The sequence below is a fragment of the Planococcus liqunii genome, from assembly GCF_030413595.1.
In the GTDB taxonomy this organism is placed as follows: Bacteria; Bacillota; Bacilli; order Bacillales_A; family Planococcaceae; genus Planococcus; species Planococcus liqunii.
Genome location: NZ_CP129238.1, coordinates 445,108 through 470,698, shown reverse-complemented (window position 1 = coordinate 470,698; position 25,591 = coordinate 445,108). Strand labels below are relative to the sequence as shown.

Below are 25,591 nucleotides of genomic sequence, written 5' to 3'. Positions count from 1 at the left end.
GGTTTTAGCTATCGCTATTCATTTAATCTGGACTTTGTTTATAGCCCGAAAATCCTGCAGATGGCTCTGCAGGATTCTTTTGTTTATTCTTCTATCAAACCTTGTTCAACCAGGAATTCGCGGGCCACTTCGCTTGCTTCTTCTTTATCCACATCGACACGGGCATTCATCGCGAGCATTTCCTCTTCCGTGATTTGGCCGGCCAATCCCTTCAGCACTTCTTCCAGTTCCGGATATTCTTCAAGCGTTTCCATGCGAACGACGGGCGCTGCGTCGTATTTCGGGAAGAACGACAAATCGTCTTCCGTGGTTTCCAAATCAAACAGCCCAATCCGGCTATCCGTCGTAAATGCCGGAATCACATCCACTTCGCCATTTTTCACAGCTTCGTACATGATGGCAGGATCAAAACTTTCAGTTGCAGAAAACTTAAATGGGTAGGTGGCGATCATATCGTCATAGCCATCGCCTTTCCGTTCATAAAATGGATGCGGAGCGCCAAACGACATATCTTCTGTTTTGGAGATTTCCGCTAAGTCCGAGTACGTTTTGGCATCATAGCCGCTGTCTTTCGAAAACGCCAGCGTATAACCGTTTTCAAATCCAAGCGGCTCCAGCCATGTCGCATTCAACGTTTCTTCATAACCTTTTCGCACACGTTCAAGCACTTCTTCCGAAGACTGGCCCGGTTGTGATTCTTCTTTCAACACGTCTTTTAATCCGGTGCCGGTATATTCCACATACATATCGATATCGCCTTTTTCAAGAGCCGGCGTCAAAATGGACACTTCGCCGAGTCCGTCTTCATACTCTACTGTGTACTCTGAATTCGCTTCAATATATTGCCCTAGAATATGCGGCAATATGTACTGTTCCGTCCACGGCTTGCCGCCAATCACGATGGGATCTTTCCCTTCGCCGCCGCTTCCGCAGCCAGCCAATCCGACAGATGCTGCCAATAAAATGATCATTGCTATTTTTTTCACGGGTATTCCCCCTTAAATTTTTAAGCCTTTCGGCGTCATGCGCTTCTCAATTTGTTTCAGCACTAAGTCGAATCCAATGGCTAGCAAGGCAACCGGCAATGCGCCGGCCAGTACCAAAGCATTATTATAGGATTGAAGGCCACGGTAAATGATGTCGCCAAGCCCTCCGGCTCCGACAAACGTGGCCAGGGTAGCGATGCCGACCGTCAGTACAGTTGCTGTTCGGATGCCGGCCATGATAAACGGCAGCGCCAGCGGCAATTCAATCTGGCGCAGTATTTGTGTTCGCGTCATGCCCATGCCCCGTCCCGCTTCAATTACTGAGCCATCAACACCGGTGATGCCGGTATACGTATTGCGGAGAATCGGCAGCAGCGCATAGATAATCAGCGCTACCAATGCCGTCGGTGAGCCGATGCCTAAGATTGGCACTAAAAAACCGAATAACGCCAAACTAGGTATGGTTTGGAAAATGGCGGTCACTCCGATGATCGGCTCCGCGTAGCGCCGGTAGCGCGCAATCAGAATCCCCGTCGGCAAAGCGATGGCAATGCCAATGGCAACTGCCACAAAAGACAAATAAATATGTTCGAGAAAAGCCGACTGGATCATTTCCTGGCGGCTGATAAACGTATCAATGATCTGACTCAACTGGCTGCACCTTCTTCCTTATGAAGGGCTGCCCGCAGTAAGTCACGGTCGCTGGCATAAGCGATCACATGCTCATCTTCCATTAGCGCCAGACGCGGAAGTCCGCTTGCAGATAATTGTTCCGCCGCTTCAGTGACCGTTGCATCGGCCGAGATTTTTTGGGCATCTCCCCGCCAATCCTTTTCGAACAGCGAAACAAACTCCTTCAGCTTTCTTTCACCGAATGTCCGCTGCCGGCTAATGCGCTCGGCACCGATGAAATTGCGTACAAAGTCATTCGCAGGTTCCGCAACCAATTGCTGCGGCGTCCCTATTTGCTCCACCTGCCCGCTGCGCATCACAATAATGGAATCCGCAATTTTCAATGCTTCATCCATATCATGGGTGACAAAGACAATGGTTTTGCGGATGTTCTTTTGCAAGTTCTGCAGTTCATCCTGCAATTGCTCCCGGCTGATCGGATCCAGTGCGGAAAATGGCTCATCCATCAACACGATGTTCGGGTCTCCTGCGAGCGCCCGCACTACGCCGACACGCTGCTGCTGCCCGCCGCTCAGTTCAAGCGGATAGCGGCGGAGGAACGTATCCGGATCAAGGCCGGTCAATTGCAGCAATTCACGCACCCGTGCATCGATTTTCCCTTTCTCCCACCCCAGCATTTTAGGCACTAAGGAAACATTGTCCGCAATGGTCATATGGGGAAGCAAGCCAATCCGCTGGATAACATAGCCGATAGACCGCCGAAGTTCAATCTCATCCAGCCCCATGATTGGCTTTTCATCAATCAGGACGGTGCCTTCGGTCGGCTTTTCAAGTTTATTGATCATTTTCATAAGCGTGGTTTTCCCGCAGCCGCTCGGTCCAATAATCGCTGTTAATTGACGCGAAGGCAATGTAAGAGACACTTCTTTTAATGCTTCTGTGCCATCAGGAAACCGTTTGGTGACCTTATCAAACTGAATCACAGCACCCACTCCTTTCTCTCTCTTTCGACCTACTTTTTAATTTACCCGAAACGGGAATTATTTACTCTTTTTCCCTGCTTCCTTTACAGAACCAGACGAAATAGCTTTAATGGCTACGGTCAATTCATTGAAACGGCGATCCAATGCTCCATACTCTTTATCTTTTGGCTGCATCAAACTCAGTTTGCCCAGAACAGCTTGGCGTTCTGTCTCCAGCTGCAACAGGTCCACTTGAACATCTCCGTTGGATTTATTGTTCCATTCCGAAAAGCTGCTTTCATACTTGAACAGCTTGCCTTCCTCAAACACCAGCAATTTGTCCGCCAGTTTTTCCATGAAAAAGCGATCATGAGTGGCAACCAGCAAAGTTCCCGGGAAGCTCTCCAAAGTTTTCTCCAATTGTTCGCGGGAAGGCAAATCGAGGTGGTTGGTCGGTTCATCCAATAACAGCACATTGCATTCCGACAGCATAAATTCCATTAACTTCAATTTGACCCGCTCCCCCATGCTCAAGTGGCGAATCGGTTCGGTCCAATGGTGTTTTTCGAATCCCAGGTTGTCCATCAAGGTCCGGATTTTGCCGTTCACTTCGTAGCTTCCTGTTCCAAATAACTCCGCAGGCGTTTTTTGTTCCGGCAAGTCAAAAACATTCTGGCTCAAGTAGCCGATTTTCATGCCGGCAGTCATCCAAATCTCTCCTGAATAATCGGTTTCTTTCCGGAGCATGCTGAAGAAAGTGGATTTGCCGCTGCCGTTTTTACCGACCAGCCCAACGCGTTCGCCGTGCTGCACGGTAAAAGTGGCATTTTCAAAAAGGAGGCGGTCTCCGTAAGCCTTGCTGACCTCCTTCAATTCCATGACGCGTTTCCCTTTTTTATCGGCACTGCCGATTTCAAACTTGATGCCCGCTTCTTCTTTCGGCCGCTCTACCCCCTCCTTTTCTAGTTCTGCTTCCAGCCGTTTCCGCTTGCTGCGCACTTGAACATCCATGCGTTTTGCTTTGGAGCGGTAGAATTCTTTAAAGCCATCTTGTTTCGTCGAGTCTGCATGCGCTTTTCCCGACCAGGACTGCAGTTCGGAAAGCTGCTGTTCCACACGGGCAATTTTCGCCTGCTGCTGATTGTACTTTCTTTGCTGCGTCAGTTTCCGGTGCTCTTTTTCTTCTCTAGAGACGCTGTAATTCCCTTTGTAAACCGTCAATTTTTCGTCTTCAATTTCCCAGATTTGAGTCGCTACTTGATCAATAAAATGCCGGTCATGCGAGACAATCAGCAATGCACCGTCATATTCCGCCAGTTGTTTGACAACGGCTCCGATGCTTTCCGCATCCAAATGATTGGTCGGCTCATCAAGCAGCAGCACTTCCGCATTTTCCGACAACGTCCGTGCCAAACGCATCTTCATCGCTTCGCCCCCGCTTAAGCGGACGCGGACTGACGGCACATGCCATTCCTTTTCAAGCTTTCGGCTAGCGGCATCCGAAACTCCAGCATCCAGCCGTTCCACTTCCTGCTTCATATAAGCGACAGATGGCAATGATCCCATCCATTGGATTCCCGGAGCCCCTTCTGCAATCGCATCCAGCAAGGATGACTTTCCGCTGCCGTTTGCGCCAATCACCGCAATTCGTGCCCCTTTCGGAATATCAGCCTGCGCTTCTCTCAAAACAATCCGCTCTTCAAAACCGATTGTCAGCTTGTTTACTTTTCCTATAACGGCCATAGCCATTCCCCCTAATCGGAGAAATAAAAAAATTCCTCCGAGTTGTATTCGGAAGAATTCGCATACCCAAATAACCTGTTTTCACAGGCTGTTTGTTTTGTTAAAAATGGGCAGACGAATCCAATCTCTTTCACACCAAAATCTTCGGTTGCATAGAAATAGGATCAGTTATCCATCGGCCACCCATCATCCCTTCAGTTTATTGCCTCTACTATAACATATTATTCTGAAAGATCGTCCTCAATTTTCAAATGGACCGGCGTCGCAATTTGCTCAAAGCCGATTTCCTGATAGATCTTATTGGAAGTCGGGTTCTGCAAGTCGGTGTAAAGCATGACAAAATCGTATTCACCGAGCAGCTCTTCAGTCACTTCTGCAACAAGTGTGCGAGCGTATCCTTTGCGGCGATGCTTCATTGGCGTAAAGACGAATGATACCGTAATGCCATGTTTGGATGGCCGGGATTTTTTCATGCAGGACACGACTTCATTGTCCACCTCCCATACATAGACCTCCTTCAGCTCAATAAACGAATCGATTTTCCGTGCCGCTTCCGCTGGTGTCGACATGGCAATGCCTGTTTCCTGTTCAAAAAGCAAAATCCATCCTTCCAGCAAGGACGCATCTTTTTTATTGGCCACACGCCAGGTTCCCGGACTTTTTTCCAGCCGGGTATTTACAGCATCTGCGCGGTAAAGCCCTTGATGCATAAGCACCCGTATTTCCCCGCCAACACGTTGGATCCAAGCATCCGCAAATCCGTGCGCTACGGCCTGGTCGCCGACAACTGCGTCCACCACTAAGCCTGCAGCCAATAACCGGTGCGCTATTTCTCTTTCAATTGCCGGAACCTGTTGAAAAATAACCAGCTGAAATGGATGCGGCGGCGTCATCAAACAAGCCGCTGCCACTTCCCCGTCTTGTTCCATCGTCGCCAGAAAGTATTCTTCGTAGCGCCCATCTTTTATCTGATTCAGTATTCCTAAAAACAAACTATATATGTCTTCGTTTTTATATAACAGCTTTTCCACTTTTTCTGCATAGGCAGCGGGATTTGTGTAAACCATCCAGTCCATTTTGACTCACTCTTTTCCGTCTTGATCTCTGACTATTAAATATTGGCTAAAGGTGGAAAAAACTCCTGCTAAATAAACTTTTTTCTAAAATTTATTTCGGCTGATAAAATGACAAAATCTAAAAAAGGCCCATCCGTTTTAAACGGAGGAGCCCTTTGCACGTTCCTATTCCAGTTCCATTTGTTTCGTTTCCGTTCCAAGAAACGCCACAGCTAACGCCCCAATAATGATCGATACGCAGAAAATCCCAAAGATCCAGCCAATGCCGTATCCAGCCGTCAGCATGAACCCGACCAATAATGGACCTAAGATGCCGCCGATCCGGCCAAATGAAGCGGCCATCCCAGTGCCGGTGCCGCGGATGACAGTCGGGTATTGCTCTGGTGAATACGCATAAAGCGCTCCCCAAGCTCCCAAGTTAAAGAAAGACAGGAAAGCTCCTGCTGCAATCAGCACGGCGATGGTATCGGCGTTTCCAAAAATCAGCGCACTGGCAGCTGTTCCCATCAAGTACGTAACAAGTACAAATTTACGCCCCGCTCTTTCAATGAGCCAAGCCGCGGAGAAATACCCCGGCAGCTGGGCCAGCGTCATAATCAGGACGTAGCCGAAACTTTGAATCATCGTGAAACCTTTTAACACCATAACGCTCGGCAGCCAGAGGAACATGCCGTAATACGAAAAGACGACCGTAAACCAGACGATCCAAAGCATCAATGTCGGACGCCGGTATTTTTTGGACCAGACGTCTTTTATATTGGTTGAAATGGACCGCAGCACATCTTTTTTCGCCGAAAATTGCGGCGAATCCGGCAGCTTGATGCGCAGATACAACGCATACAATGCCGGCAAGGCAGTCAGCAGCAAGGCGACGCGCCAGCCGAACGACGGAATGACAAAGTATGAAATAAGCGCAGCAATCAGCCAGCCGCCGGCCCAGAAACTTTCCAGCAATACAACTACACGGCCACGTTCATTCGCCGGCACGCTTTCGGAAACCAGCGTCGAAGCAACCGGCAGTTCACCGCCAAGCCCCATGCCCACAAAAAATCGCAGAAGCATAAATGCAGCAAGCGATGTCGTTAATGCAGAAATGCCGCTCGCCAATGAAAACAGCAATAAGGTGATGATAAAGATTTTCTTGCGCCCGACCCGGTCAGCATAAATTCCGAAGACAAAGGCGCCGACAGCCATGCCAATTGAATTGACACTGCCGATCCAGCCCATTTGCGAAGCATTTAAATTCCAGTCCACTTGCAAGGCGGCGATGACAAACGATAGGATCCCCACATCCATTGCATCAAAAAGCCAACCCAATCCTGCCACTCCCAGCAATTTGTTTCTTGAAAGCGGAACCGTGTTTTTCTCTGTTAGTGTAGCCATGCCAGCTCTCCCTGTCTTTACACATGTAATATGATGTCTTTACACCATACTATACTCTTTCGGTATAAAGGTGACAAGACAGTTGGGAAAAGTTGAATTTTTCAAACAATTACTGTTAACTGGAGCCGTTATTGGCAGAGGAAGAAATAACGGCGGCGTTGATACTCGCCATCATAGCCGCCTGCTGGGCTTGCATCAACATCTCCAACGAAGTTGAAAATGTGATATCAGAAACTTCACGGGTTTCGATGATGTCTTTCATGCCAAACTGCACGGCTGTTGAAAAAGCGACATCCTTATACCATCTGAACAATTTGCTGTTTTCCAGCTGCCGTGTCTGTTCGACAATCTGCCCGAGTGTGTGTCCGCTCGCTTTTGCCGTTGCGAGCAGTCCCAAAATTGGATACTGGGGCGGCCGTATTTTAATTTTTTCGTTCTGCAGAAATTCACGGGTCGCCAAAACCCGTCCGACCATTTCCGGATCGTATGCCGGCGAATTGAACGTCATAAGCTGAGACAGCCATTGCAAATCATTGCCGATGCTAAAGCCATGTTCGCGGAGTTCCCGGTAGTAGGCGTTCATCGTTGCAGCCCTCTCTTCAGCCGTCCCTTCCCTCCTGCCTAAAAGTACCGCATAAGGCACATCTTCATTGGAAGTGAGGAATTTGTGGTGCTGCCTCATCTGATCGTATAACTCTTTTGCGCGGGCCGCCTCGCCCGTGTCTTCCATCAGCAGCGCAGCCAGATAGGTATAAGGCGATTTGCGGAATCCTGCTTCGTTCAGTTCCAGCTGTTTGGCATTTAATCTTTTCAACCCGTTTTCCGGTTCTCCCTGAAGCGCGAGAAAAGCCGAAGCAATATGGAACATATAATACCGTAATGGGGAAGCCCAGCCTTCTTTTTTCTTGATGATCTCCGCGGCTTCTTCGTGCTCTTTTTTCCAAAATCCCGAGTCCTGCGTCAGATAAAAGGTCGTCACTGCCAGGGCAATCCGCTTATCCACTGACCATCCAAGCGTTTTAGATACTTCTTTAAAAGTCTCTTCCAGTTGCTTTATGTCCATAGAAAACGCCTCCTTATCTCATTCATACGAGACGAGGAGGCGCAAAGTTTCATTTTATACAATCAATACCAGGCTGATAGCCATGACCGCCATCCCTGCCACCAATCCATATATGGACAAATGGGCTTCGTCATACCTTTTGGCAGCAGGCAATAGTTCATCAAGAGAAATGAAAACCATAATGCCGGCTACTCCGGCAAAAATGATGCCGAATAACGTGTCGCTAAGAAAAGGCATTAAGATCAACCAAGCAGCAATGGCCCCGACCGGTTCTGAAACACCGGATAAAAAACTGTACTGGAAAGCTTTTTTCCGGCTGCCTGTTGCGTAGTAGATCGGAACCGATACTGCAATCCCTTCCGGAATGTTATGGATGGCAACGGCGATGGCAATGGCAATCCCCAAAGCCGGATCCTGGATTGCCGACATGAACGTGGCAATGCCTTCCGGAAAGTTATGGATGCCGATCGCGAGCGCTGTAAATATCCCCAGCTTCCGGAGATGGGCGTATTCCGCATTAGTAGGCCCTTCATCCATGTCTTCCACGGTCTTCACTTCATGCGGATTTCCCACTTCCGGCAAAATCCGATCCAATACTGCCATAAAAATCATCCCGCCGAAAAAGCCAGCGAGCGTCAGCCAATATCCAAGCGATTCCCCGTGGGCACCGGTCAAAGCATCTTTCGCTTTGACAAAGATTTCGATCATCGAAACATAAATCATGACGCCGGCTGAGAACCCGAGCGAAATCGAAAGAAATTTAGTATTAGTGCGGGATGCAAAAAAGGCAATCAAGCTACCGATGCCCGTTGCTAATCCGGCAAATAGCGTTAATCCAAGAGCAAACAATACGGTACTGTCCATAACCCTGACTTCCTTCCATTCTTTTGAATAGGGTTATTGTACGTTAAAAGTTTCCTTAACGCAACTTTTATCAATCAAGGAAGATATTCTATTATTCTCCAATTTCCAAATTGTTTTTCAGAGAATCCGCTGGTATGCGAAACACCAAAACCCGTCAGCACTAACCTTTAATGCGCAGCAGCTCTCCAAGCTTCCGCCAATCCTCGTCTTTCAGCTCCCGCACCGGCGGGTTGTAAAAAACACTGGCCGGATGGAAGGTCGGAAAGATATGATACACTTCTTCCGTTTCAGTAAAGGCCTGCTTGTCCTCGTCCCACATTAAAATCGGCGTTTCCATCAGAACGCCGTGCAGCTGCGTCACTTTCGCTTTCGGCCCCACCAAACGCTGCAGCCCGATATTGCCCAGCGTGACAATCAGCGGCGGATGGATATCCCGGATTTCTGTATCCAAAATCGGAGCATGCGCAATAATTTCTTTTTTGGTTGGCGCCCGGTTGTATTTTCGCTCGGTCGTTGTTCCATTGCGTTCTTTTTTGGATCCCCATTTATACGGACGGCTCCGCACTGCACTGGTGATATACACATCTTCTCTGGCTAAGCCGACACTTTCAAGTGAAGCCATCAGTTCTTTTCCAGCACGCCCCGTAAACGGAATGCCGGTTTCCACTTCATTTTCTCCCGGCGCTTCCCCTACCAGCATCAACGCCGGATGAAGCGGTCCGCTTCCTCTTACAAAGCCTTCTACCGGAAATTCTTTGATTCGTTCTATTCCTAATTGGACCAAGTCATCTGCTATTTTATACACGATATCACCTCAGATTTGCTTTATTGATTTTAAATGTAAGGTTTTCTGACATTAATTTTAAAAAACTATTGCATTGTCAGAATTTATTGTTTATTATGTTAGAAAACCTAACATTATTTTTGTTAGAACCATTTCGAAGGAGGAAAAACAATGAAAAAGATTGAGACAATCATCCGTCCCTCTGTTTTTGCCAATGTCCGCCAAGCTTTGGCGCTTGAAGGCATTGATGGGCTGAGTGTCACCGAAATCGCCGGAATCGGAAAACAGGAAGGCCGCGTCGGCTTGTTCCGAGGCAACGCCTATACGATGGAGTTTTCTCCAAAGTTGAAACTCGAAATGGTCGTAGACGACTCGAAAGTTGAATCCATTGTGGATGCCTTGCTGGAATACGCCTCCACCGGCGAAGTAGGAGACGGTAAAATATTTATCCTGCCGGTTGAGGAAGCCATTCGGATCAGAACAAAAGAACGCGGCATCATCGCCGTTGGATAGGGAGGAATTTACATGGAAGCAGTTCAAAGTTCAGTTGATATGATGTGGGTAATGCTCGGCACGATTCTTGTCTTTTTTATGCACGCCGGATTTGCGATGCTTGAAACCGGGTTCACCCGTTCTAAAAATACCCTGAATATCCTCATGAAAAACTTAATCACCGTCGCCCTCGGTTCAATCCTTTATTTCTTTGTCGGATTTGCACTTATGTTTGGCACTTCGGGTTTCGGGATGATTGGAACAGACGGATTTCTACTGGCAGGCCGGGAAGATATCGGCTTCTTCGTTTTCCAGGCAGTATTTGCGGCAACCTGTGCGACGATTATTTCCGGTGCAGTCGCTGAACGCATGAGATTAGGAGCTTATATTCTGCTCACTATCGGAATGACTGCAGTAATCTACCCAGTCGTGGGGCACTGGGTATGGGGCGGCGGCTGGCTGTCGCAGATCGGCTTTATCGACTTCGCCGGTTCGACCGTGGTCCATTTGACCGGTGCAACCGCCGCCTTTATTACCGCTTGGAAGCTGGGTCCCCGCATCGGCAAATACAGCGGGAAAATCGTCAATTCGATTCCTGGCCATAATTTGCCGCTTGGCGCATTAGGTGTTTTCATCCTTTGGGTCGGCTGGTTCGGCTTCAATGGAGGCAGCACATTGGCAGCGGATCCGGCACTTGTGCCGCCAGTCATCTTGAACACATTGCTGTCAGCTTCAGCAGCCGTTTTGTCTACCGCTTTGTATACACGCCTGCGCTATGGCCGCATTGATCCTTCGTTGACGATGAACGGCGCACTTGCCGGTCTTGTCGGGATCACAGCCGGCGCCGCCAATGTATCATTTGTCGGGGCGATCATTATTGGCCTCCTTGCCGGTGTCATCATGACAGAAGCTGTCCGTTTGCTCGATGCCAAAATCCGGGTGGATGATCCAGTCGGCGCCATCGCCGTCCACGGCGTTGCAGGCATTTGGGGAACACTGGCACTCGGTTTCTTTGACACAACAGGCGGCCTGCTATACGGGGGAGGCGCTGAAATCCTCGGCATCCAAACAGTCGGCATTTTAGCCGTCATCGCTTGGACGACCGTATCGGCGACACTTGTACTGGCAATCGTCAATACCCTCGTTCCGCTTCGTGTGGCAGCTGAGGACGAAGAAAGCGGCTTGGATTTTTCCGAACACGGTTCCCAGGCTTACGCCATGCAGGATGTGTTGAGCGGTGCGCCGCCAACAGCCAGTTCTTTTGCAGAGCGCCTGAACCAACTTGGGGAACACCCCGCTCCGCAAAAACCATGACGTGTATAAATAAAAGCAGGAACCGTTTATCCGGTTCCCGCTTTTTTTACTGTATGTGCGCTCTTTTAAAGGAGCGCTCTCTCATTTCGTACCAGAATGCAACAGCAGCAAACAGCGCAAAGCCCACACACCAGCCAGCTAAGACATCCGAAAAGTACTGCTCGCCGCCAGCCACCCGCGACAAGCCAACGATGATTGCCAGACCCACTGCCGCCAGCCAAACGAGCCCTTGTGCTGTCCGCGACTCAAGCGATCCCACAAAAAAATACGCAGCCGTCAGGAGATACAGAACTGCCCCCATGGCATGCCAGGACGGAAACCCGAAGCTGTCCAACCCATGAGGAAAATCGGGCCGCTCCCGTTGATATACTTCTTTCAATCCCTGATTCAATGCCCGTCCCGCTCCGACGGTCAAAAAGACAAACAGCATGCCCCGGTAATCCCTCCGGCGCAGCCATAAGTATACGATCATGGCGATCCCTACAATAAACACCACAGCTTCATCCGCTAGAACGGAAAGAACGTCCAGCCAACCGATTCCAGCCAGCAAATCAGCGGCTTGCCGGTCGGCTTCTCCGAATGTCCCGTCAGCGAAAGTAAGCCCAATTCCAATAAAACCGATCAACGCAAGTATCCCCAACAAATACAATAGACGCTTCATAGCCTCACCTTCTTTCCACGAGCTCTTCTGTCTATTATAGTCTAAATTTTCCATTCATTCAAAAATGCTCGGTTCGAGTAAGGAAATTCAGGTCTGGCTCTATGGCCTTTTTTGCTAAAAAAGCGTATTCAAGCTTTGCTGGTCGTATTTCTGACTCTGCTGGTCGTATTTTTTCCACTACTGGTCGCATTTTTCACTTTACCGGTCGTATTGCTTCGAATCATATAAAAAACCCGCCATTTCGGCGGGTTCAGACTGTAAACAAAGTTTAGATGAAATGTATAGAAATGCATAAACCCAACCAGACCGGCCACTTCGCTTTCCGTGGGCTCAGCTTCAGCCTCCTCGCCGCTTCGCACCTGCGGGGTCTTCAGCTTTCGCTGTCCCACAGGAGTCTACGTGGCCGAACCGGTTGGGGCGTCTCTCTTGGATTGGAAAGAGAATGCTCATCCGATTGACACTCAACCAGATGGCTCAAGAAGAAAAGTGACACCTCTAGATAGCCTTCATGTTTAGGGACCGGAGTGGAAGCCGGCGACTCCAGCGGGGCAGCGTAGCGACGAAGTGCCGAAATCCACTCGGGACGTACGTTCCGAGTTAGTTCGGCGCGAGCCCGCGGAACGTGTCCGGCTGAAACGGAGGATCCGGGATTTCCTCTCTGGTCGTAGGTTTATTCAGCTATCATGTATAAAAATTCTTTTGTCTACAAGCTCAACCCGCCATTTTGACGGGTTCACTTATTTTTGCTGTTCCAAAACACCATCGACCATTTTATAGACTTTGTCGCAGTAGTCGATGAGCCGGGTGTCGTGCGTCACCACAATGGTGGTCGTCATTTTGTTCTTCGTTTCGTCTTTCAGCAGGCCCATCACTTCATAAGCCCGGTCGGAGTCGAGCGATGCCGTCGGTTCGTCGGCCAAGACGATGGACGGATTGCTGTAAAGCGCTTTGGCAATCGCCACACGCTGCCGCTCTCCGCCCGACAGGTCCGACGGGTATTTATTGCGCAAGTCGCCGATGCCCAAATCTTTGTAGAGCTGTTCGACTTCTTCTTTGGTCATATTGTTTTTCTTCACTTTATCCAGCAGCTTCATTTGCTTATCCACCGTCAAAAACGGAACTAAGTTGGAAGCTTGCAGGATAAAACCGATTTCTTTCAAACGGATTTTGGAACGCTCTTTTTCGTTCAAGGCGGTGATGTTTTCATTGTTGATGATGACTTCACCGTTTGAAGGCGACAATAGACCGCCGGCGATTGTCAGGAATGTACTTTTCCCGGAACCGGAAGGCCCGATCACCGCAATCATTTCTCCTTGTTCAGCATGAAAGTCGGTTGATTTCAAAGCGTCCACTTTTTTATGGCCGCTGCCGAATGTTTTGTTCACTTGGTTAAATTCCAATACTGCCATCGTTTACCCTCCAATCGCTTTTAGTGGATCTATTTTTACAATCGTCAATACAGAGAATACAGCGCCGGCAATCGCTACTACTACCAGAACGGCACCATAAATCAGCATGGTCGGAATATCAAAGGCCACTGGAACAGCTGCCGGCAAGAACAGGCCGGTTATCAGCGTCAATGCCAATCCGACCGCCACCCCGATCAAAGCCAGAATAAACGTCTGGGCAATTACGGAACGCGCCAGATAGCCGCTCGGTACGCCTTGCGCTTTCATGACGCCGAACATGCTGATTTTTTGGACGGTCAATACGTACAAGAAAATCGCCACGATAACCGACGAAATGACAAACAAGAAATAAATCATGAAGTTTAATGTTAGACTTTGCGCTGTATAGCCTGGCAAGTTTTCAATGAACGTCTCCACTTCAATGGCTTCAAGTTCATCTTTATCCGTCGCTGCGGAAACATCATCTGTACGCAAAACCAATCCGTTGATTTGGTCTTCGTTCACTTCGGCCGCTTCCCCGAATTTCACCCGCTGAAAAGTCGCCAAGTCGCCGTAAAGGACCGGCGCCGCGTTAAAGCGGGCATCTTCTGTGAACCCGACAATCTTCAGCTTTTCTTCTGTCGAAGACAGTTCCACTACGTCTCCAAGAGCAAAGCCGTCTTCTTTCAATGTATCACTGGCAATGACTTCGTTTTCTCCGGCAAACGCTTCGCCTTCCGACACTTCAGGCATGATGAATTCATCTTCCCGGATGCCAAAAATGGAAACATTGGCTTTTTGGTCATCATTCCGTGCAATGGCATTGATCTGGCCAAGAACAGCCGTTTCATCAGCTTCCACAGCTTCGGCTTCGTCAATTGTCAAAGAAGACGCCACTAAGCTTTTATCCGACTCTTCGGTCAGCACCACTGCCGATGCCTCCCACTTGTCTACCGCTTCACGGTTTAAACTGGCTAAGCCATTGGCAAGTCCCGACAAGAAAAATACGAGATACGCAACCAGCATAAGGACACCGATAATCAAAACGAAGCGAAGCTTATTTTTTTGAATTTCATTCCACGCTAAAAACATTCCATCACTTCCTGTTTCTTAAGTATGTCATCAGTATAGCAGGTTCGATTATATAATACTTATACAAAGATTATATACCCTTTGTATTTTTGCGTAATCCTTTTGATTATCGCCCAAAAAAGGCAAAGCTGTGACGGCATGTCTCATTTCTCGGCTGATGGCTTCAGCTTTTTAAAAAAAGCCGAAAGAAAACCCCCGCTTTTTACTAAAGCGGGGGGCAGGAGAAATCCTATGACTGATAGGCTTATTTAAACGCAGCCTGGATGTCTTTAACCATCTGGCTTACAGATTGGAATCCGCCGCCTGATAGGTACCAGAAATCTGGATCCAAGTAGATGATGTTGTCGTTTTTATAAGCATTTGTTTTTTGTACCAATTCGTTTTCAAGAGAGTCTTTTGCCGTTGCTTCATTTCCTACTGCCGCATTGCGGTCAACTACGAACATCATGTCTGGATTTGTTTCCAGGATGTATTCGAAAGAGATGCTTTGGCCGTGAGTCGAAGCTTCAATTCCTTCATCCGCTTGTTTAACGCCGAACACGTCATGGATAAGCCCGAAACGTGATGCAGCTCCATAAGCGCTCACTTTGCCTTCATTTGCAAGAACGATCAATGCTTTTTCATCAGTAACACTTGTTTTCAAGTCCTCGATCTGCTTTTCAACTGCAGCCAATTCTTCTTTCACTTGGTCTTCTTTGCCGAAGATGTCTCCAAGTGTGTTCATGTTCGCTTCAAATGATTCCATGTATTTTGTCGTATCTACAGCCAAGTGGACTGTTGGAGCAATTTTTTCGAACTCTGGGTACATGTCTGCCTGGCGTCCAGAAATGATGATCAAGTCCGGCTCCATTGCATTGATTGCTTCAAAATCCGCTTCTTTCAACGTACCAACGTTTTCGTATTTTTCAGTGTCTGCGTATTTTTCAAGGTAAGCAGGAATGCTTGCCTGTGGAACACCCGCAACAGATTCTTCAAGGCCTAACTGATCCATTGAATCAAGAATACCGAAGTCAAAAACAACTACTTTTTTCGGATCTTTGTCAAAAGTCGTTTCGCCAAGTTCATGTTTCACCGTGATTGTTTCTGTTTCTTTTCCGTCTGCTTTTGCAGCATTTGCATCCGTTGCTTCTTCTTTAGCGCCGCAAGCTGCCAGCACTGCTACCATCATTAATGTAAATGCGATCAATAACCACTTTTTCATTTTATTTTAGCTCCTCTTTTTAAGTTTTCAAGAAAGTGTAAATCTTCAGTTCTTCATTTATTGTCCAGACTCCAGCGCCTAGCCCCTCGAGTCGCTTCGATCTTGTCCATCATGGCAAAAACCGCCATGACAGCCAAGCTCTCCAGCGCTTGTCGGGGCTGGACAGGCGCTTGCGCTTTTCTCATTGTCCAGACTCCAGCGCCTAGCCCCTCGAGTCGCTTCGACCTTGTCCATCATGGCAAAAACCGCCATGACAGCCAAGCTCTCCAGCGCTTGTCGGGGCTGAACAGGCGCTTGCGCTTTTCTTAAGAATTGAAATACACGCAAATTCGGCAATTATCCATCTGCTGAATCGGAATATCCATGTCGTAGATTTCTTTTAATGCTGCACTTTGAATGATTTCTTCCGTTGTTCCGTCTTTCACTACCCGGCCATTTTTCAATGCCACGATCCGGTCGGAATACACAGAAGCGAAGTTGATGTCGTGAAGGACGATGACGACTGTCTTGCCAAGATCATCTACCAGGCGGCGCAAAATCTTCATGATTTGAACGGAGTGTTTCATGTCCAGGTTATTCAGCGGCTCATCCAACAAGATATAGTCGGTGTCCTGAGCAATGACCATCGCGATAAACGCGCGTTGGCGCTGCCCGCCTGATAACTCATCCAAATACGAGTTCTCCATTTCCTTCAAATCCATATAGTCGATTGATTGGTCGACCATCTTTTCATCTTCGTCGTTAAGACGGCCTTTTGAATAAGGAAAGCGTCCAAAAGAGACCAGTTCGCGAATCGTCAAACGCACATTCATGTAGTTCGACTGCTTCAGGATGGAAACGCGTTTCGAGAAGTCATTCGATTTCAACTTTTTGGTATTGGTTGAATCGATGAGCACTTCCCCGGTATCCGCATCCAAAAGCCGGCTAACCATCGAAAGCAATGTGGATTTACCTGCACCGTTCGGTCCGATAAAAGAAGTAATCTGGCCGCGCTGGATATCAACCGAGACATTTTCCACCACTTGCTTTTTTCCGTACAGCTTCGTCAATTCACGAACTTGGATCATTTAGATCGACTCTCCTTTAATAGTAAATAGATGAAGTAAACTCCACCGATGAAATTGATGATGACGCTCAATGTCGTGTTGAAAGTGAAGATCCGCTCCACTACCCATTGGCCGCCGACTAAGGCAACTACACTGATGACGATGGATCCCGTCAATAACACCGAATGTTTATACGAGGTGAAAAATTGATAAGACAAGTTTGCAACAATCAGGCCGAAAAAGGTGATCGGTCCGACGAGCGCCGTGGCAATGGCAATCAAGACAGCAGACAGCACCAGCATTTGTTTGACGAGTGCGTCGTAGTTTACTCCCAGATTAATCGCTGTATCGCGGCCCAGCGTCAGAACATCCAATGATGAATTCTGCTTCCAGGCAAAGGCGATCAGCAACGTGATAAAGACGAGTGAAGTCCACACCAGATCTTCGTTGACATTATTGAAACTGGCAAACATCCGGTCCTGGATGATTGAAAATTCATTAGGGTCAATCAGCACTTGCAAAAACGTGGAAATACTTCCGAAAAACGTTCCGCAAATGATGCCGACCAGCAACAGAAAGTAAATCGGCCGCTCGTTCTTTTTGAAAAGCAATTGATAAAACAGTAAGGCGAATATGACCATGACAGCAATCGACAGCAAGAAATTCACTTGCTTGTTGACGATCGTAATGTGGTCCGAACCAAGGAAAAAGATCAGCAAAGTCTGAAGCATCATATAAAGCGAATCCAACCCCATAATGCTCGGCGTTAAAATCCGGTTATGGGAGATGGTCTGGAAGACGACCGTCGCATAGGCAATGGCCACTCCCGTCAACACCATGGCAAACACTTTTACGCCGCGTCTCGGCAATGCATAATCGAAACTCCCGTTCAAATCCTGGAACAGGTATACTCCACAAGCCGCTAAAGCCAAGCCGACCAGTATGAGCATCTTATGTAAATCACGCATATGCTTTCCCCCTAAACAATAAGAAGAGGAAAATAAAGCTTCCGATGACACCGACCATTAAGCTGATGGAAATTTCATACGGGTAAATTAATACTCTTCCTAAAATATCGCATACCAGCAAGAAGATGGCTCCAAGCATCGCCGTATGCGGCAAAGTTTTTTGAAGATGGTCTCCTTTGAAGATGGAAACGATGTTCGGGATAATCAATCCAAGAAACGGTATCATACCGACTGTCAACACTACTGTAGCAGTTATCAACGCCACCAGCACCAGTCCAATATTGACAACGCTGCGGTATTTCATCCCCAGATTTTTGGAGAAATCCTCGCCCATTCCAGCAACCGTGAACCGGTTGGCATAAAAATAAGCGATGATAAAGACCGGAACACTGATGTAAAGCAGTTCGTAACTTCCTTTCATGATCATTGAGAAATCGCCTTGCAGCCAAGCGGACATGTTCTGGATGACGTCAGCGCGGTAAGCGAAGAATGTGGTGACGGATGAAAGAATGTTGCCGAACATCAAACCGACCAGCGGAATGAATATAGCATCTTTAAATTTGATGCGGTCAAGAATTTTCATGAATAGAAACGTTCCGGCAAGTGCAAAAGCGAATGCTACCGTCATTTTCTCGAGCATCGATGCATTGGCGAACAACAGCATCGAAACGAGAATCCCAAGCCTTGTAGCATCTAATGTACCTGCCGTCGTAGGAGACACAAACTTATTGCGGCTTAACTGCTGCATGATGAGTCCTGCCATACTCATTCCCGCACCTGCCAGCAAAATCGCAACCAGCCTTGGCAGTCGGCTGATCAGGAATATTTGTGTTTCTTCCGATTGGAAGTCAAACAGATCGGTGATACTGATACTGCTTACTCCGACAAACAGCGAAATAACAGACAGTATGATTAATGCTGGTATTAAATATCTTTTTTTCATAGCTGCCCCTCATCCGCGCTCAATAAAACTTTATTGATTAATTAAATCAGTGATAATGATTATCACTTACTCACAAGTTTCAGTATAGCAGGTTGGTGAGAAGAGTCAACGGTTAAATGAGAATAATTTTCAACTGCATGTGAAGAAATGAATTTGTTTATAAGTTTGACATATTTATAAATTCTGAAGCATAGAAAAAGCGCATGCCGCAGCATGCGCTTTTCTTCCCGATTATTCCATTTCTTTTGCTTGTTCAATGACTTCGGCCGGTACGGTAATGGCGTCGATTTCATTGTATTTGCTGTAAGCCGATTCCAGGTCTGACTGGATATTGACAGAGTCGCCTTCAATGTTCATATCGATATCCATGTCGACGTTCATGTTGTTTGGCAGGAACGTTTCTTTATCAATGAAAATCTCATACGCTACGGCGTTGATTTTCATATCTTCCATTGCGGTTTGAGCTTCCAGTTCCATTTGGCCTAAAAACTGTTCCATTTGCTTATCGATCAACGCTTGGAACTCTTCGCCGGCAGCGTCCAATTTCAGGATGTATTCATCTTCCGACTGTTCAAATGTGAAATCATCCTCAAATGCTTTCAAGTCTTCGAGCTGCTGAGAAGGATCGGCTGTTTGCTGTTCCATCATTGCCTGAAGATCCTCGATGTTTTCACCCGGCATTTTAATCCAGGAACCGATTGTCGGGTCGTTCATATACATGCCTTCTTTTGTCATGTACATTTCCATTGCCATCGGTTCCGGAGAGCCCATTTCTTCTGACACCATCGTAGTTTCAGCCTTTTGGTAAAAAGCGATTGGATCTAATGTCATGTCCATGGCGATGTCCATGGCAATCTCCATTTCCATTCCCGCCGATTCGATGCTCATCACCTGGTTGTTTACCATGTCCGCATGCAGGCTCTTGATGTCTTCGGAAGCCTCCTGGGATTTTGCAAACACTTCTTCCAGCGTCAATTCGCTGTTCGCTTCTTTTTTATCCGCCGTGCCCGCTGCCGGTTCTGCTGTTTCTCCGCACGCCGCCAAGCTCATTGCCAATGCCCCTGTGCCTATTGCCATCATCCATTTTTTCAAATCTCTCATCCTTTCAAATTTCGGCTTTGTTTATAGTACGGGAATGATTGGAAAAAGTTTCAACTATTTGGCACTTATTTAATGAATATTTCGATATCAGAAACTTTTATTCGTTTATTTCTTGGCTTTCGATTATACTTTTCAGTAGATTAAAATCCTTGAGGTGACTAGCTGTGAAGTTAAAACAATTTTTCAAGTACTACAAACCGCATAAGCGGTTGTTCATTATTGATTTCTCAAGCGCCGTCATTGTCGCTATTTTGGAGCTGGCTTTCCCTGTCGCTGTCCAGTGGTTCATCGACGATTTGCTTCCGAGCGGCGAATGGAACACCATCGTGACCGTCAGCGTTCTGCTGCTTGCCGTGTTCCTGTTGAGTACTTTTTTGCAGTACATCGTCAGTTACCTTGGGCACAAGCTCGGCATCAATATCGAAACCGATATGCGCGAAGAGCTGTTCACCCATGTCCAGCGGCAATCGTTCCGCTTTTTTGACAACGTGAAAACGGGACACGTTATGAGCCGCATCACCAATGACCTTTTTGACATCGGCGAACTTGCCCACCACGGGCCGGAAGACTTTTTCATTGCCATCATGACGTTCTTTGGCGCATTCGGCATCATGTTCTGGATCAATCCGAAATTGGCGCTTGTGACCTTGATCGTCATTCCGTTCCTCGTTTGGCTCATTACGTTCTGCAACGTCAAGATGAACCAGGCTTGGGGCAGCATGTACGGCAAAATCGCCGATGTGAACGGACGCGTGGAAGACAGCGTTTCCGGCGCACGCGTTGTCCAGTCGTTTACGAACGAAGAATTTGAAATCAACCGTTTCAAAAAAGACAACGGCCGCTTCCGTTTGGCGAAGCTTGTCGCCTATAAAGTGATGGCTGCGACGCATTCCAGCATCTATATGATGACGCGTTTGCTGACATTGATTGTGCTCGTTTACGGCGCCTGGCTGAACTTCCAAGGCGAATTGTCGTACGGGGAACTCGTCAGTTTTGTGTTGTTCCTAAACGTCCTGATCAAGCCGATCGATAAGATCAGCGCGCTGCTTGAATTGTATCCAAAAGGGATGGCCGGCTTTGGCCGCTTCCGCGAACTGCTCGAGCAGGAACCGGATATTCTCGACCGGGAAGACGCCGTGGAAGTGAATGGCCTTCGCGGCGACATCACGTTCAACGATGTCCACTTCGGCTACGACGACCATAAAAAAGTATTAAACGGCATTGATTTAAAATTAAAAGCCGGAGAAACCGTCGCTTTTGTCGGACCATCCGGTGCCGGAAAAACAACGATTTGTTCATTGATTCCACGCTTCTACGACATCCAGGAAGGGTCAATTGCCATTGACGGCATTGACATCCGTGATATGACGAAGCATTCGCTGCGCTCCCATATCGGCATTGTGCAGCAGGACGTGTTCCTATTCACCGGGACCATCCGGGAAAACATTGCATACGGCAAGCGCGGCGCGAGCAATGAAGAAATCATGGCCGCTGCGAAAAAAGCCCATTTGGAAGAATTCATCCGCAAACTTCCGGATGGCTACGAAACACAAATCGGCGAGCGCGGCTTGAAATTGTCCGGCGGGCAAAAACAGCGCTTAGCGATCGCCCGTATGTTCTTGAAGAATCCGCCAATCCTGATTTTGGATGAAGCGACTTCTGCGCTTGATACGGAGACGGAACGCGTCATCCAGGAAGCGCTTGGCGAACTTGCGGAGAACCGCACGACGCTCATCATCGCTCACCGCTTAGCGACGATTCGTGATGCGGACCGCGTTATTGTGGTGACCGAAGACGGCATTGCCGAGCAAGGCGGCTATGCCGAACTGCTTGAACACGACGGCATTTTTGCGAATTTGCACCGCATCCAGTTTCAACAGTCTTAAATGAGGAAAGCCTGCCCGATGTATGGGCAGGCTTTTTATTTGGGCAATTGACCGTATTCAGGGTGGAGTCGAGCGTAAACTGATGGAAGTTGGGCGGGTTGCTCGTATATGATTTAAAGTTGCTCGTATCCGGTGCGAAGTTGCTCGTATTTCACTCGACGTCGCTCATAAACCATTGCCACTCGCCCGTAAAACCTAAAAAACATGCTCGCCCACTCCCATCAATAGGGTTGGACGAGCATGTTTTTAATTACCTGCCGATTACGTACTGCTCAAAGCGGTCGTAATCCGCCTGGCCGAGTTCCACTTTCATCAATGTACCTTCTTCTTCGTATTGCGTCTCCAAAATGGTAGCAGAATCATTTAAATACGCGACTACATCTCCGCGCTCGAAAGGAATAATCATGCGGCATGTGACGTATTCCGAGAAAATGTACTGTTTGATCATATCGAGCAATTCATCAAGGCCCATTCCTTCTTTTGCCGAAATCCATAATTCTCCCTGCTTCACTTTCGGATGAGGGATTCCCGCCAGATCCGCTTTGTTGTAGACAAAGACTGTCGGCACATCTTCCACTCCGACTTCATGCAAAGTCGAGTTTGTCACATCCATCATGTAACGGTATTCCTCATTGGAGACATCCACTACATGCAGCAAAAGGTCGGCATTGCGCGCTTCTTCCAAAGTCGAGCGGAATGCCCGCACCAAATGATGTGGCAGCTTGCTGACAAAGCCGACCGTATCCGTGAGCAAAAAGTTTTTATTGTCTTCCAGGCGAATCTGGCGCACGGATGTGTCGAGCGTGGCAAACAGCATATCTTTTTCAAATACCTGCTTTTCCTGATCCTGTCCGGATTTTGTCAATAAACCATTCATAATGGTGGATTTTCCGGCGTTGGTGTAGCCGACAAGCGATACAACCGGCATTCCGGTTTTCGTCCGCTGCTTCCGCTGAGTTGTGCGCTGCGCCCGAATCTGTTCCAATTCACGATTGAGCTTGGACAACTGCTCCTCGATTTTCCGGCGGTCGAGTTCCAGTTTTGTTTCACCGGCACCACGGTTGGCGAGTCCGCCTCCCGTACTACCCCCTTGCCGGCCAAGAGAGGCGCGCAGCCCTACAAGCCGCGGCAGCATGTATTGAAGCTGGGCTAATTCCACTTGGACTTGCGCTTCCCGTGTTTTGGCGCGCCGTGAGAAAATATCCAATATCAGCATGGTCCGGTCGATAACTTTGCATTCCAGATCCTCTTCCAGGTTGCGGATTTGGGACGGAGACAATTCATCGTTGAAAATGATTAAATTGGCATCTGCTTCTTCATAAAAAGCTTTGATTTCCTCGACTTTTCCTTTCCCCACATAATGCGAAGGATTGATGCGTTCCAAGTTTTGGTATACTTCCCCAACTACGCCCACGTTGCACGCTTCCGCTAAATTACGCAGTTCTTCTAATTCGTATTCAAAATGCAGATCTTTCTGCAGCTGAACGCCTACTAAAATTGCTTTTTCCACTAAGACATCCATTGGTTTTCCTCCTTTTACCGTAAGGGAATCCGTTAAGTTCCATGACAAAAAAGAAGAGCATTTCACTCTCCTTTTAACTATTCTCCCGGGTTATTTACCTATTATCCTATACATTCCCGAGTTCCGGCAGGTAATAAACCCCGCCTTCAAAAGATAGCCTTTTATGTCCATTTATAAAGTGCACTTCTTCTAGACGTTCTTTTGCATGATTGGTATGTTTAAACTCCAACTGGCAATTCGGCAATTTTAGAGAACCTCCTAAAATTTTGCGCCATTTGCTTGCAGCGGCTTCGGGGTCTTTGACGCCAAACACAAGCCGCTCGATTGCCAGCTCTTCATTAGCCGAAACAATCGCCCCTCTTTTCCGCAGCCCTTCATAGCGCTCTTCATCACGTTCCTGCCATTCAATAAAAAACGGCGCCGGCAATTGATCGGCCGCTTCTTCTTGTATGAACAGCATCTTCCAGCGAATCATTTCGCCCGTATCGGTTCTGCGTTCCGCATCCAGCACGCCGGAAGTTTCAAATCCTTCGCTTTTCAACCGGTTGTCGAGCTCTTCAATCGACTCTGTACGGAGGCAAATGGTGCCGAATCCGGTTTTATCATGCAGCAACAGTTTCGTAAGCGGGTGGTCCGCCGCTTCTGCAATTTCCGGCTTTTCGACAGCAAGCCATTCGATATAGCTGTCTTTTGTGTAGAAGAGCGCATTGTGGGTACCCCAGTTTAAATGCTGGCCGCCCATCGCCGCATGCATCCCTTGCCGCTCCCACTCTTCTACCGCTATCTGTGGTTTCCTATCGATAAAATGAACAATGTGATCCAAAAACATACAGCACCTCTTCCAAAATAGGTTCACCTACTACGTTCGCCATCCCTTGTCGCATCTCCTTTAACCACAGGACTTTACGTAAAAAAAGGCTTTAACCTCCTTTAAAGAAGGTTAAAGCCTTTTGCTTATTTCGCTGGTTTTTCTTTGATCAAGCGTTCTGTTTCGTTAAATTCTTTGTCGATTTGTGCATTCGGTTTGTAAGTGGATAAACTTACCACTACCGCCACAATCAAACATAAGATAAATCCTGGGATGATTTCGTAAAGGTTAACAGCAAATTCAGCATCCAAGCTATCCCAGATGATGACAGTTGCGGCACCAACGATCATACCGGCTAAAGTACCCCATGTCGTCAATTTGCGCCAGAACAAAGCTAATAGAATTAACGGTCCAAAGGCAGCTCCGAAACCGGCCCAAGCATAAGCTACCAAATCAAGAATAGTTGAATTTTGCTTCCATGCCAGGGCAGCCGCGATTAAGGAAATTACCAAAACCGCTAAACGGCCTAGAGTTACATACTGTTTGTCAGTTGATGCTTTTTTAAATGCGATTTTGTAAAGGTCTTCCACCAATGCAGATGAAGTTACAATTAACTGAGAAGAAATCGTGCTCATGATAGCTGCCAGAACTGCTGCCAGCATAAACCCTGCAATCAATGGATGGAAGAAAATTTGGCCAAGGACGATAAAGACGCCCTCAGGATCCCCTAATTCCATGCCCGGGTTTTGCTGGAAATATGCAATTCCGACCAACGCCGTCGAAGCAGCTCCTAGAAGACTCAAAATCATCCAGCTGATGCCGATTCGACGTGCTTGGCGTACTTCTTTCAAGGTGCTGATGGCCATAAAACGGACAATGATATGCGGCTGACCAAAGTAGCCAAGCCCCCACGCCACAGCCGAGATAATACCAATTAGAGAAGCACCCGTTGTAAAGTTCAACAATGCCGGATCCACTTCACGGATGCTTGCTGCTGTTTCACTAAAACCGCCAGTAGCAAATACTCCAATGATTGGTACAAGAATCAGTGCCAAGAACATCATTAGCCCTTGGACCACGTCTGTATAACTAACCGCTAGGAATCCACCGAATAAGGTATATGCGACAACGACTCCGGAAACGATTACTAATCCAAGGTGATAATCAAGTCCGAATGAGCTTTCGAAAAAGACTCCTCCAGCTACCATTCCTGAAGATACGTAAAATGTGAAAAAGATTAAAATAATTGCTCCAGAAACAATCCGCAATAAGCGGGACGAATCTTTCAAACGGTTTTCCAAGAAACTTGGAATGGTAATCGAATCGCTTGTAACAAAAGAATAAACCCGCAAACGCGGTGCTACGAAGAACCAGTTTAAGTACGCTCCGATTGTCAAACCGATTGCAATCCAAAATTCGACTAATCCGCTTACATAAATAGCCCCAGGCAATCCCATTAAGAGCCAGCCGGACATATCTGCTGCTCCAGCGCTTAGTGCCCCAACAGCTGCCCCAAGACCCCGTCCACCCAGCATATAATCCGTTAAGTTGACAGTTTTCCGGTAAGCATACCAGCCGATAAACAGCATGGCAGCCATGTAAATAACCAATGCAATAATTTGATATGTTGAATCTGACATTCTCTCCACCTCCGATTTTTAGTGTACCATCTTCT

Annotated in this window: 23 protein-coding genes; 3 read left to right on the top strand and 20 right to left on the bottom strand. The window is 47.6% G+C overall.

Annotated elements, in window-relative coordinates; all coding sequences use genetic code 11:
- Positions 1 to 83 precede the first annotated feature (83 nt).
- The 9 genes from QWY22_RS02470 to QWY22_RS02430 form a co-directional block, all read right to left on the bottom strand.
- Positions 84 to 986 (bottom strand): glycine betaine ABC transporter substrate-binding protein, encoded by a 903-nt coding sequence (locus QWY22_RS02470; protein WP_300982806.1) that lies wholly within the window; start codon positions 984 to 986, stop codon positions 84 to 86.
- Positions 987 to 998: 12 nt separating this feature from the next.
- Complete coding sequence (locus QWY22_RS02465) at positions 999 to 1,598, bottom strand: ABC transporter permease (protein WP_051413819.1); 600 nt, start codon at positions 1,596 to 1,598, stop codon at positions 999 to 1,001.
- Positions 1,599 to 1,633: 35 nt separating this feature from the next.
- Complete coding sequence (locus QWY22_RS02460; RefSeq protein WP_300982804.1) at positions 1,634 to 2,602, bottom strand: ABC transporter ATP-binding protein; 969 nt, start codon at positions 2,600 to 2,602, stop codon at positions 1,634 to 1,636.
- Between the two features lie 57 nt (positions 2,603 to 2,659).
- On the bottom strand, positions 2,660 to 4,324 hold the full coding sequence (gene abc-f / locus QWY22_RS02455) for a ribosomal protection-like ABC-F family protein (protein ID WP_300982801.1): 1,665 nt from the start codon (positions 4,322 to 4,324) through the stop codon (positions 2,660 to 2,662).
- Positions 4,325 to 4,545: 221 nt separating this feature from the next.
- Positions 4,546 to 5,400, bottom strand: coding sequence for a GNAT family N-acetyltransferase (locus QWY22_RS02450; protein WP_300982800.1), 855 nt, complete (start codon positions 5,398 to 5,400; stop codon positions 4,546 to 4,548).
- Positions 5,401 to 5,565: 165 nt separating this feature from the next.
- The gene (locus QWY22_RS02445; protein WP_300982799.1) at positions 5,566 to 6,783 is read right to left on the bottom strand and encodes an MFS transporter; all 1,218 of its coding nucleotides are present in this window, start codon (positions 6,781 to 6,783) and stop codon (positions 5,566 to 5,568) included.
- A 115-nt stretch (positions 6,784 to 6,898) separates the two neighbouring features.
- Entirely contained in the window at positions 6,899 to 7,846 is a 948-nt protein-coding gene (locus tag QWY22_RS02440; protein WP_300982798.1) for a DUF4003 family protein, read from the bottom strand.
- Between the two features lie 54 nt (positions 7,847 to 7,900).
- Positions 7,901 to 8,710 (bottom strand): zinc transporter ZupT, encoded by an 810-nt coding sequence (gene zupT, locus QWY22_RS02435; RefSeq protein ID WP_300982797.1) that lies wholly within the window; start codon positions 8,708 to 8,710, stop codon positions 7,901 to 7,903.
- A gap of 160 nt (positions 8,711 to 8,870) precedes the next feature.
- The gene (locus tag QWY22_RS02430; protein WP_300982796.1) at positions 8,871 to 9,515 is read right to left on the bottom strand and encodes a uracil-DNA glycosylase; all 645 of its coding nucleotides are present in this window, start codon (positions 9,513 to 9,515) and stop codon (positions 8,871 to 8,873) included.
- 150 nt (positions 9,516 to 9,665) lie between these two features.
- Between QWY22_RS02430 and QWY22_RS02425 the strand changes: the two genes are divergently transcribed.
- Both QWY22_RS02425 and QWY22_RS02420 read left to right on the top strand, forming a co-directional pair.
- The gene (locus QWY22_RS02425; RefSeq protein WP_300982794.1) at positions 9,666 to 10,007 is read left to right on the top strand and encodes a P-II family nitrogen regulator; all 342 of its coding nucleotides are present in this window, start codon (positions 9,666 to 9,668) and stop codon (positions 10,005 to 10,007) included.
- A 12-nt stretch (positions 10,008 to 10,019) separates the two neighbouring features.
- Positions 10,020 to 11,300, top strand: coding sequence for an ammonium transporter (locus QWY22_RS02420; RefSeq protein WP_300982792.1), 1,281 nt, complete (start codon positions 10,020 to 10,022; stop codon positions 11,298 to 11,300).
- Positions 11,301 to 11,346: 46 nt separating this feature from the next.
- On the opposite strand, the gene QWY22_RS02415 is transcribed toward QWY22_RS02420, so the two are convergent.
- The 8 genes from QWY22_RS02415 to QWY22_RS02380 form a co-directional block, all read right to left on the bottom strand.
- Positions 11,347 to 11,961: a phosphatase PAP2 family protein gene (locus tag QWY22_RS02415; RefSeq protein ID WP_300982791.1), complete on the bottom strand. Its 615-nt coding sequence runs from the start codon at positions 11,959 to 11,961 to the stop codon at positions 11,347 to 11,349.
- A gap of 737 nt (positions 11,962 to 12,698) precedes the next feature.
- Entirely contained in the window at positions 12,699 to 13,370 is a 672-nt protein-coding gene (locus tag QWY22_RS02410; protein WP_300982788.1) for an ABC transporter ATP-binding protein, read from the bottom strand.
- Positions 13,371 to 13,373: 3 nt separating this feature from the next.
- The gene (locus tag QWY22_RS02405; RefSeq protein WP_300982786.1) at positions 13,374 to 14,441 is read right to left on the bottom strand and encodes an ABC transporter permease; all 1,068 of its coding nucleotides are present in this window, start codon (positions 14,439 to 14,441) and stop codon (positions 13,374 to 13,376) included.
- A gap of 244 nt (positions 14,442 to 14,685) precedes the next feature.
- Entirely contained in the window at positions 14,686 to 15,642 is a 957-nt protein-coding gene (locus tag QWY22_RS02400) for a siderophore ABC transporter substrate-binding protein (RefSeq protein WP_300982785.1), read from the bottom strand.
- A 305-nt stretch (positions 15,643 to 15,947) separates the two neighbouring features.
- The gene (locus QWY22_RS02395) at positions 15,948 to 16,709 is read right to left on the bottom strand and encodes an iron ABC transporter ATP-binding protein (protein WP_300982783.1); all 762 of its coding nucleotides are present in this window, start codon (positions 16,707 to 16,709) and stop codon (positions 15,948 to 15,950) included.
- Positions 16,706 to 17,656 (bottom strand): iron chelate uptake ABC transporter family permease subunit, encoded by a 951-nt coding sequence (locus QWY22_RS02390; protein ID WP_300982782.1) that lies wholly within the window; start codon positions 17,654 to 17,656, stop codon positions 16,706 to 16,708. Before QWY22_RS02390 ends, QWY22_RS02395 begins: the two co-directional genes overlap by 4 nt.
- Positions 17,649 to 18,599, bottom strand: a complete 951-nt coding sequence (locus QWY22_RS02385) for an ABC transporter permease (protein ID WP_300982781.1) — start codon at positions 18,597 to 18,599, stop codon at positions 17,649 to 17,651. The genes QWY22_RS02390 and QWY22_RS02385 overlap by 8 nt, the downstream gene beginning before the upstream one ends.
- Positions 18,600 to 18,830: 231 nt before the next feature.
- Positions 18,831 to 19,691, bottom strand: a complete 861-nt coding sequence (locus QWY22_RS02380; protein WP_300982780.1) for a DUF6612 family protein — start codon at positions 19,689 to 19,691, stop codon at positions 18,831 to 18,833.
- A gap of 173 nt (positions 19,692 to 19,864) precedes the next feature.
- Here QWY22_RS02380 and QWY22_RS02375 point away from each other — a divergent pair, with 173 nt between their 5' ends.
- Positions 19,865 to 21,586 (top strand): ABC transporter ATP-binding protein, encoded by a 1,722-nt coding sequence (locus QWY22_RS02375; RefSeq protein WP_300982778.1) that lies wholly within the window; start codon positions 19,865 to 19,867, stop codon positions 21,584 to 21,586.
- 250 nt (positions 21,587 to 21,836) lie between these two features.
- Here QWY22_RS02375 and hflX read toward each other — a convergent pair whose 3' ends face one another.
- The 3 genes from hflX to putP all read right to left on the bottom strand — a co-directional run bounded on the left by hflX (position 21,837) and on the right by putP (position 25,556).
- The gene (hflX, locus tag QWY22_RS02370) at positions 21,837 to 23,108 is read right to left on the bottom strand and encodes a GTPase HflX (RefSeq protein WP_300982777.1); all 1,272 of its coding nucleotides are present in this window, start codon (positions 23,106 to 23,108) and stop codon (positions 21,837 to 21,839) included.
- 106 nt (positions 23,109 to 23,214) lie between these two features.
- On the bottom strand, positions 23,215 to 23,937 hold the full coding sequence (locus tag QWY22_RS02365; protein ID WP_300982776.1) for a VOC family protein: 723 nt from the start codon (positions 23,935 to 23,937) through the stop codon (positions 23,215 to 23,217).
- Between the two features lie 125 nt (positions 23,938 to 24,062).
- The gene (gene putP, locus QWY22_RS02360) at positions 24,063 to 25,556 is read right to left on the bottom strand and encodes a sodium/proline symporter PutP (RefSeq protein ID WP_300982775.1); all 1,494 of its coding nucleotides are present in this window, start codon (positions 25,554 to 25,556) and stop codon (positions 24,063 to 24,065) included.
- Between the last annotated feature and the right edge of the window lie 35 nt (positions 25,557 to 25,591).

Bases quoted from the DNA above. Each gene is read 5' to 3' on its own strand.
- abc-f (WP_300982801.1), bottom strand. From the start codon at position 4,324: ATGGCCGTTATAGGAAAAGTAAACAAGCTGACAATCGGTTTTGAAGAG.
- QWY22_RS02450 (WP_300982800.1), bottom strand. From the start codon at position 5,400: ATGGACTGGATGGTTTACACAAATCCCGCTGCCTATGCAGAAAAAGTG.
- QWY22_RS02410 (WP_300982788.1), bottom strand. From the start codon at position 13,370: ATGGCAGTATTGGAATTTAACCAAGTGAACAAAACATTCGGCAGCGGC.
- hflX (WP_300982777.1), bottom strand. From the start codon at position 23,108: ATGGATGTCTTAGTGGAAAAAGCAATTTTAGTAGGCGTTCAGCTGCAG.
- QWY22_RS02465 (WP_051413819.1), bottom strand. From the start codon at position 1,598: ATGATCCAGTCGGCTTTTCTCGAACATATTTATTTGTCTTTTGTGGCA.
- putP (WP_300982775.1), bottom strand. From the start codon at position 25,556: ATGTCAGATTCAACATATCAAATTATTGCATTGGTTATTTACATGGCT.
- QWY22_RS02395 (WP_300982783.1), bottom strand. From the start codon at position 16,709: ATGATCCAAGTTCGTGAATTGACGAAGCTGTACGGAAAAAAGCAAGTG.
- QWY22_RS02440 (WP_300982798.1), bottom strand. From the start codon at position 7,846: ATGGACATAAAGCAACTGGAAGAGACTTTTAAAGAAGTATCTAAAACG.
- QWY22_RS02400 (WP_300982785.1), bottom strand. From the start codon at position 15,642: ATGAAAAAGTGGTTATTGATCGCATTTACATTAATGATGGTAGCAGTG.
- QWY22_RS02445 (WP_300982799.1), bottom strand. From the start codon at position 6,783: ATGGCTACACTAACAGAGAAAAACACGGTTCCGCTTTCAAGAAACAAA.
- QWY22_RS02425 (WP_300982794.1), top strand. From the start codon at position 9,666: ATGAAAAAGATTGAGACAATCATCCGTCCCTCTGTTTTTGCCAATGTC.
- QWY22_RS02385 (WP_300982781.1), bottom strand. From the start codon at position 18,599: ATGAAAAAAAGATATTTAATACCAGCATTAATCATACTGTCTGTTATT.
- zupT (WP_300982797.1), bottom strand. From the start codon at position 8,710: ATGGACAGTACCGTATTGTTTGCTCTTGGATTAACGCTATTTGCCGGA.
- QWY22_RS02415 (WP_300982791.1), bottom strand. From the start codon at position 11,961: ATGAAGCGTCTATTGTATTTGTTGGGGATACTTGCGTTGATCGGTTTT.
- QWY22_RS02405 (WP_300982786.1), bottom strand. From the start codon at position 14,441: ATGTTTTTAGCGTGGAATGAAATTCAAAAAAATAAGCTTCGCTTCGTT.
- QWY22_RS02420 (WP_300982792.1), top strand. From the start codon at position 10,020: ATGGAAGCAGTTCAAAGTTCAGTTGATATGATGTGGGTAATGCTCGGC.
- QWY22_RS02365 (WP_300982776.1), bottom strand. From the start codon at position 23,937: ATGTTTTTGGATCACATTGTTCATTTTATCGATAGGAAACCACAGATA.
- QWY22_RS02390 (WP_300982782.1), bottom strand. From the start codon at position 17,656: ATGCGTGATTTACATAAGATGCTCATACTGGTCGGCTTGGCTTTAGCG.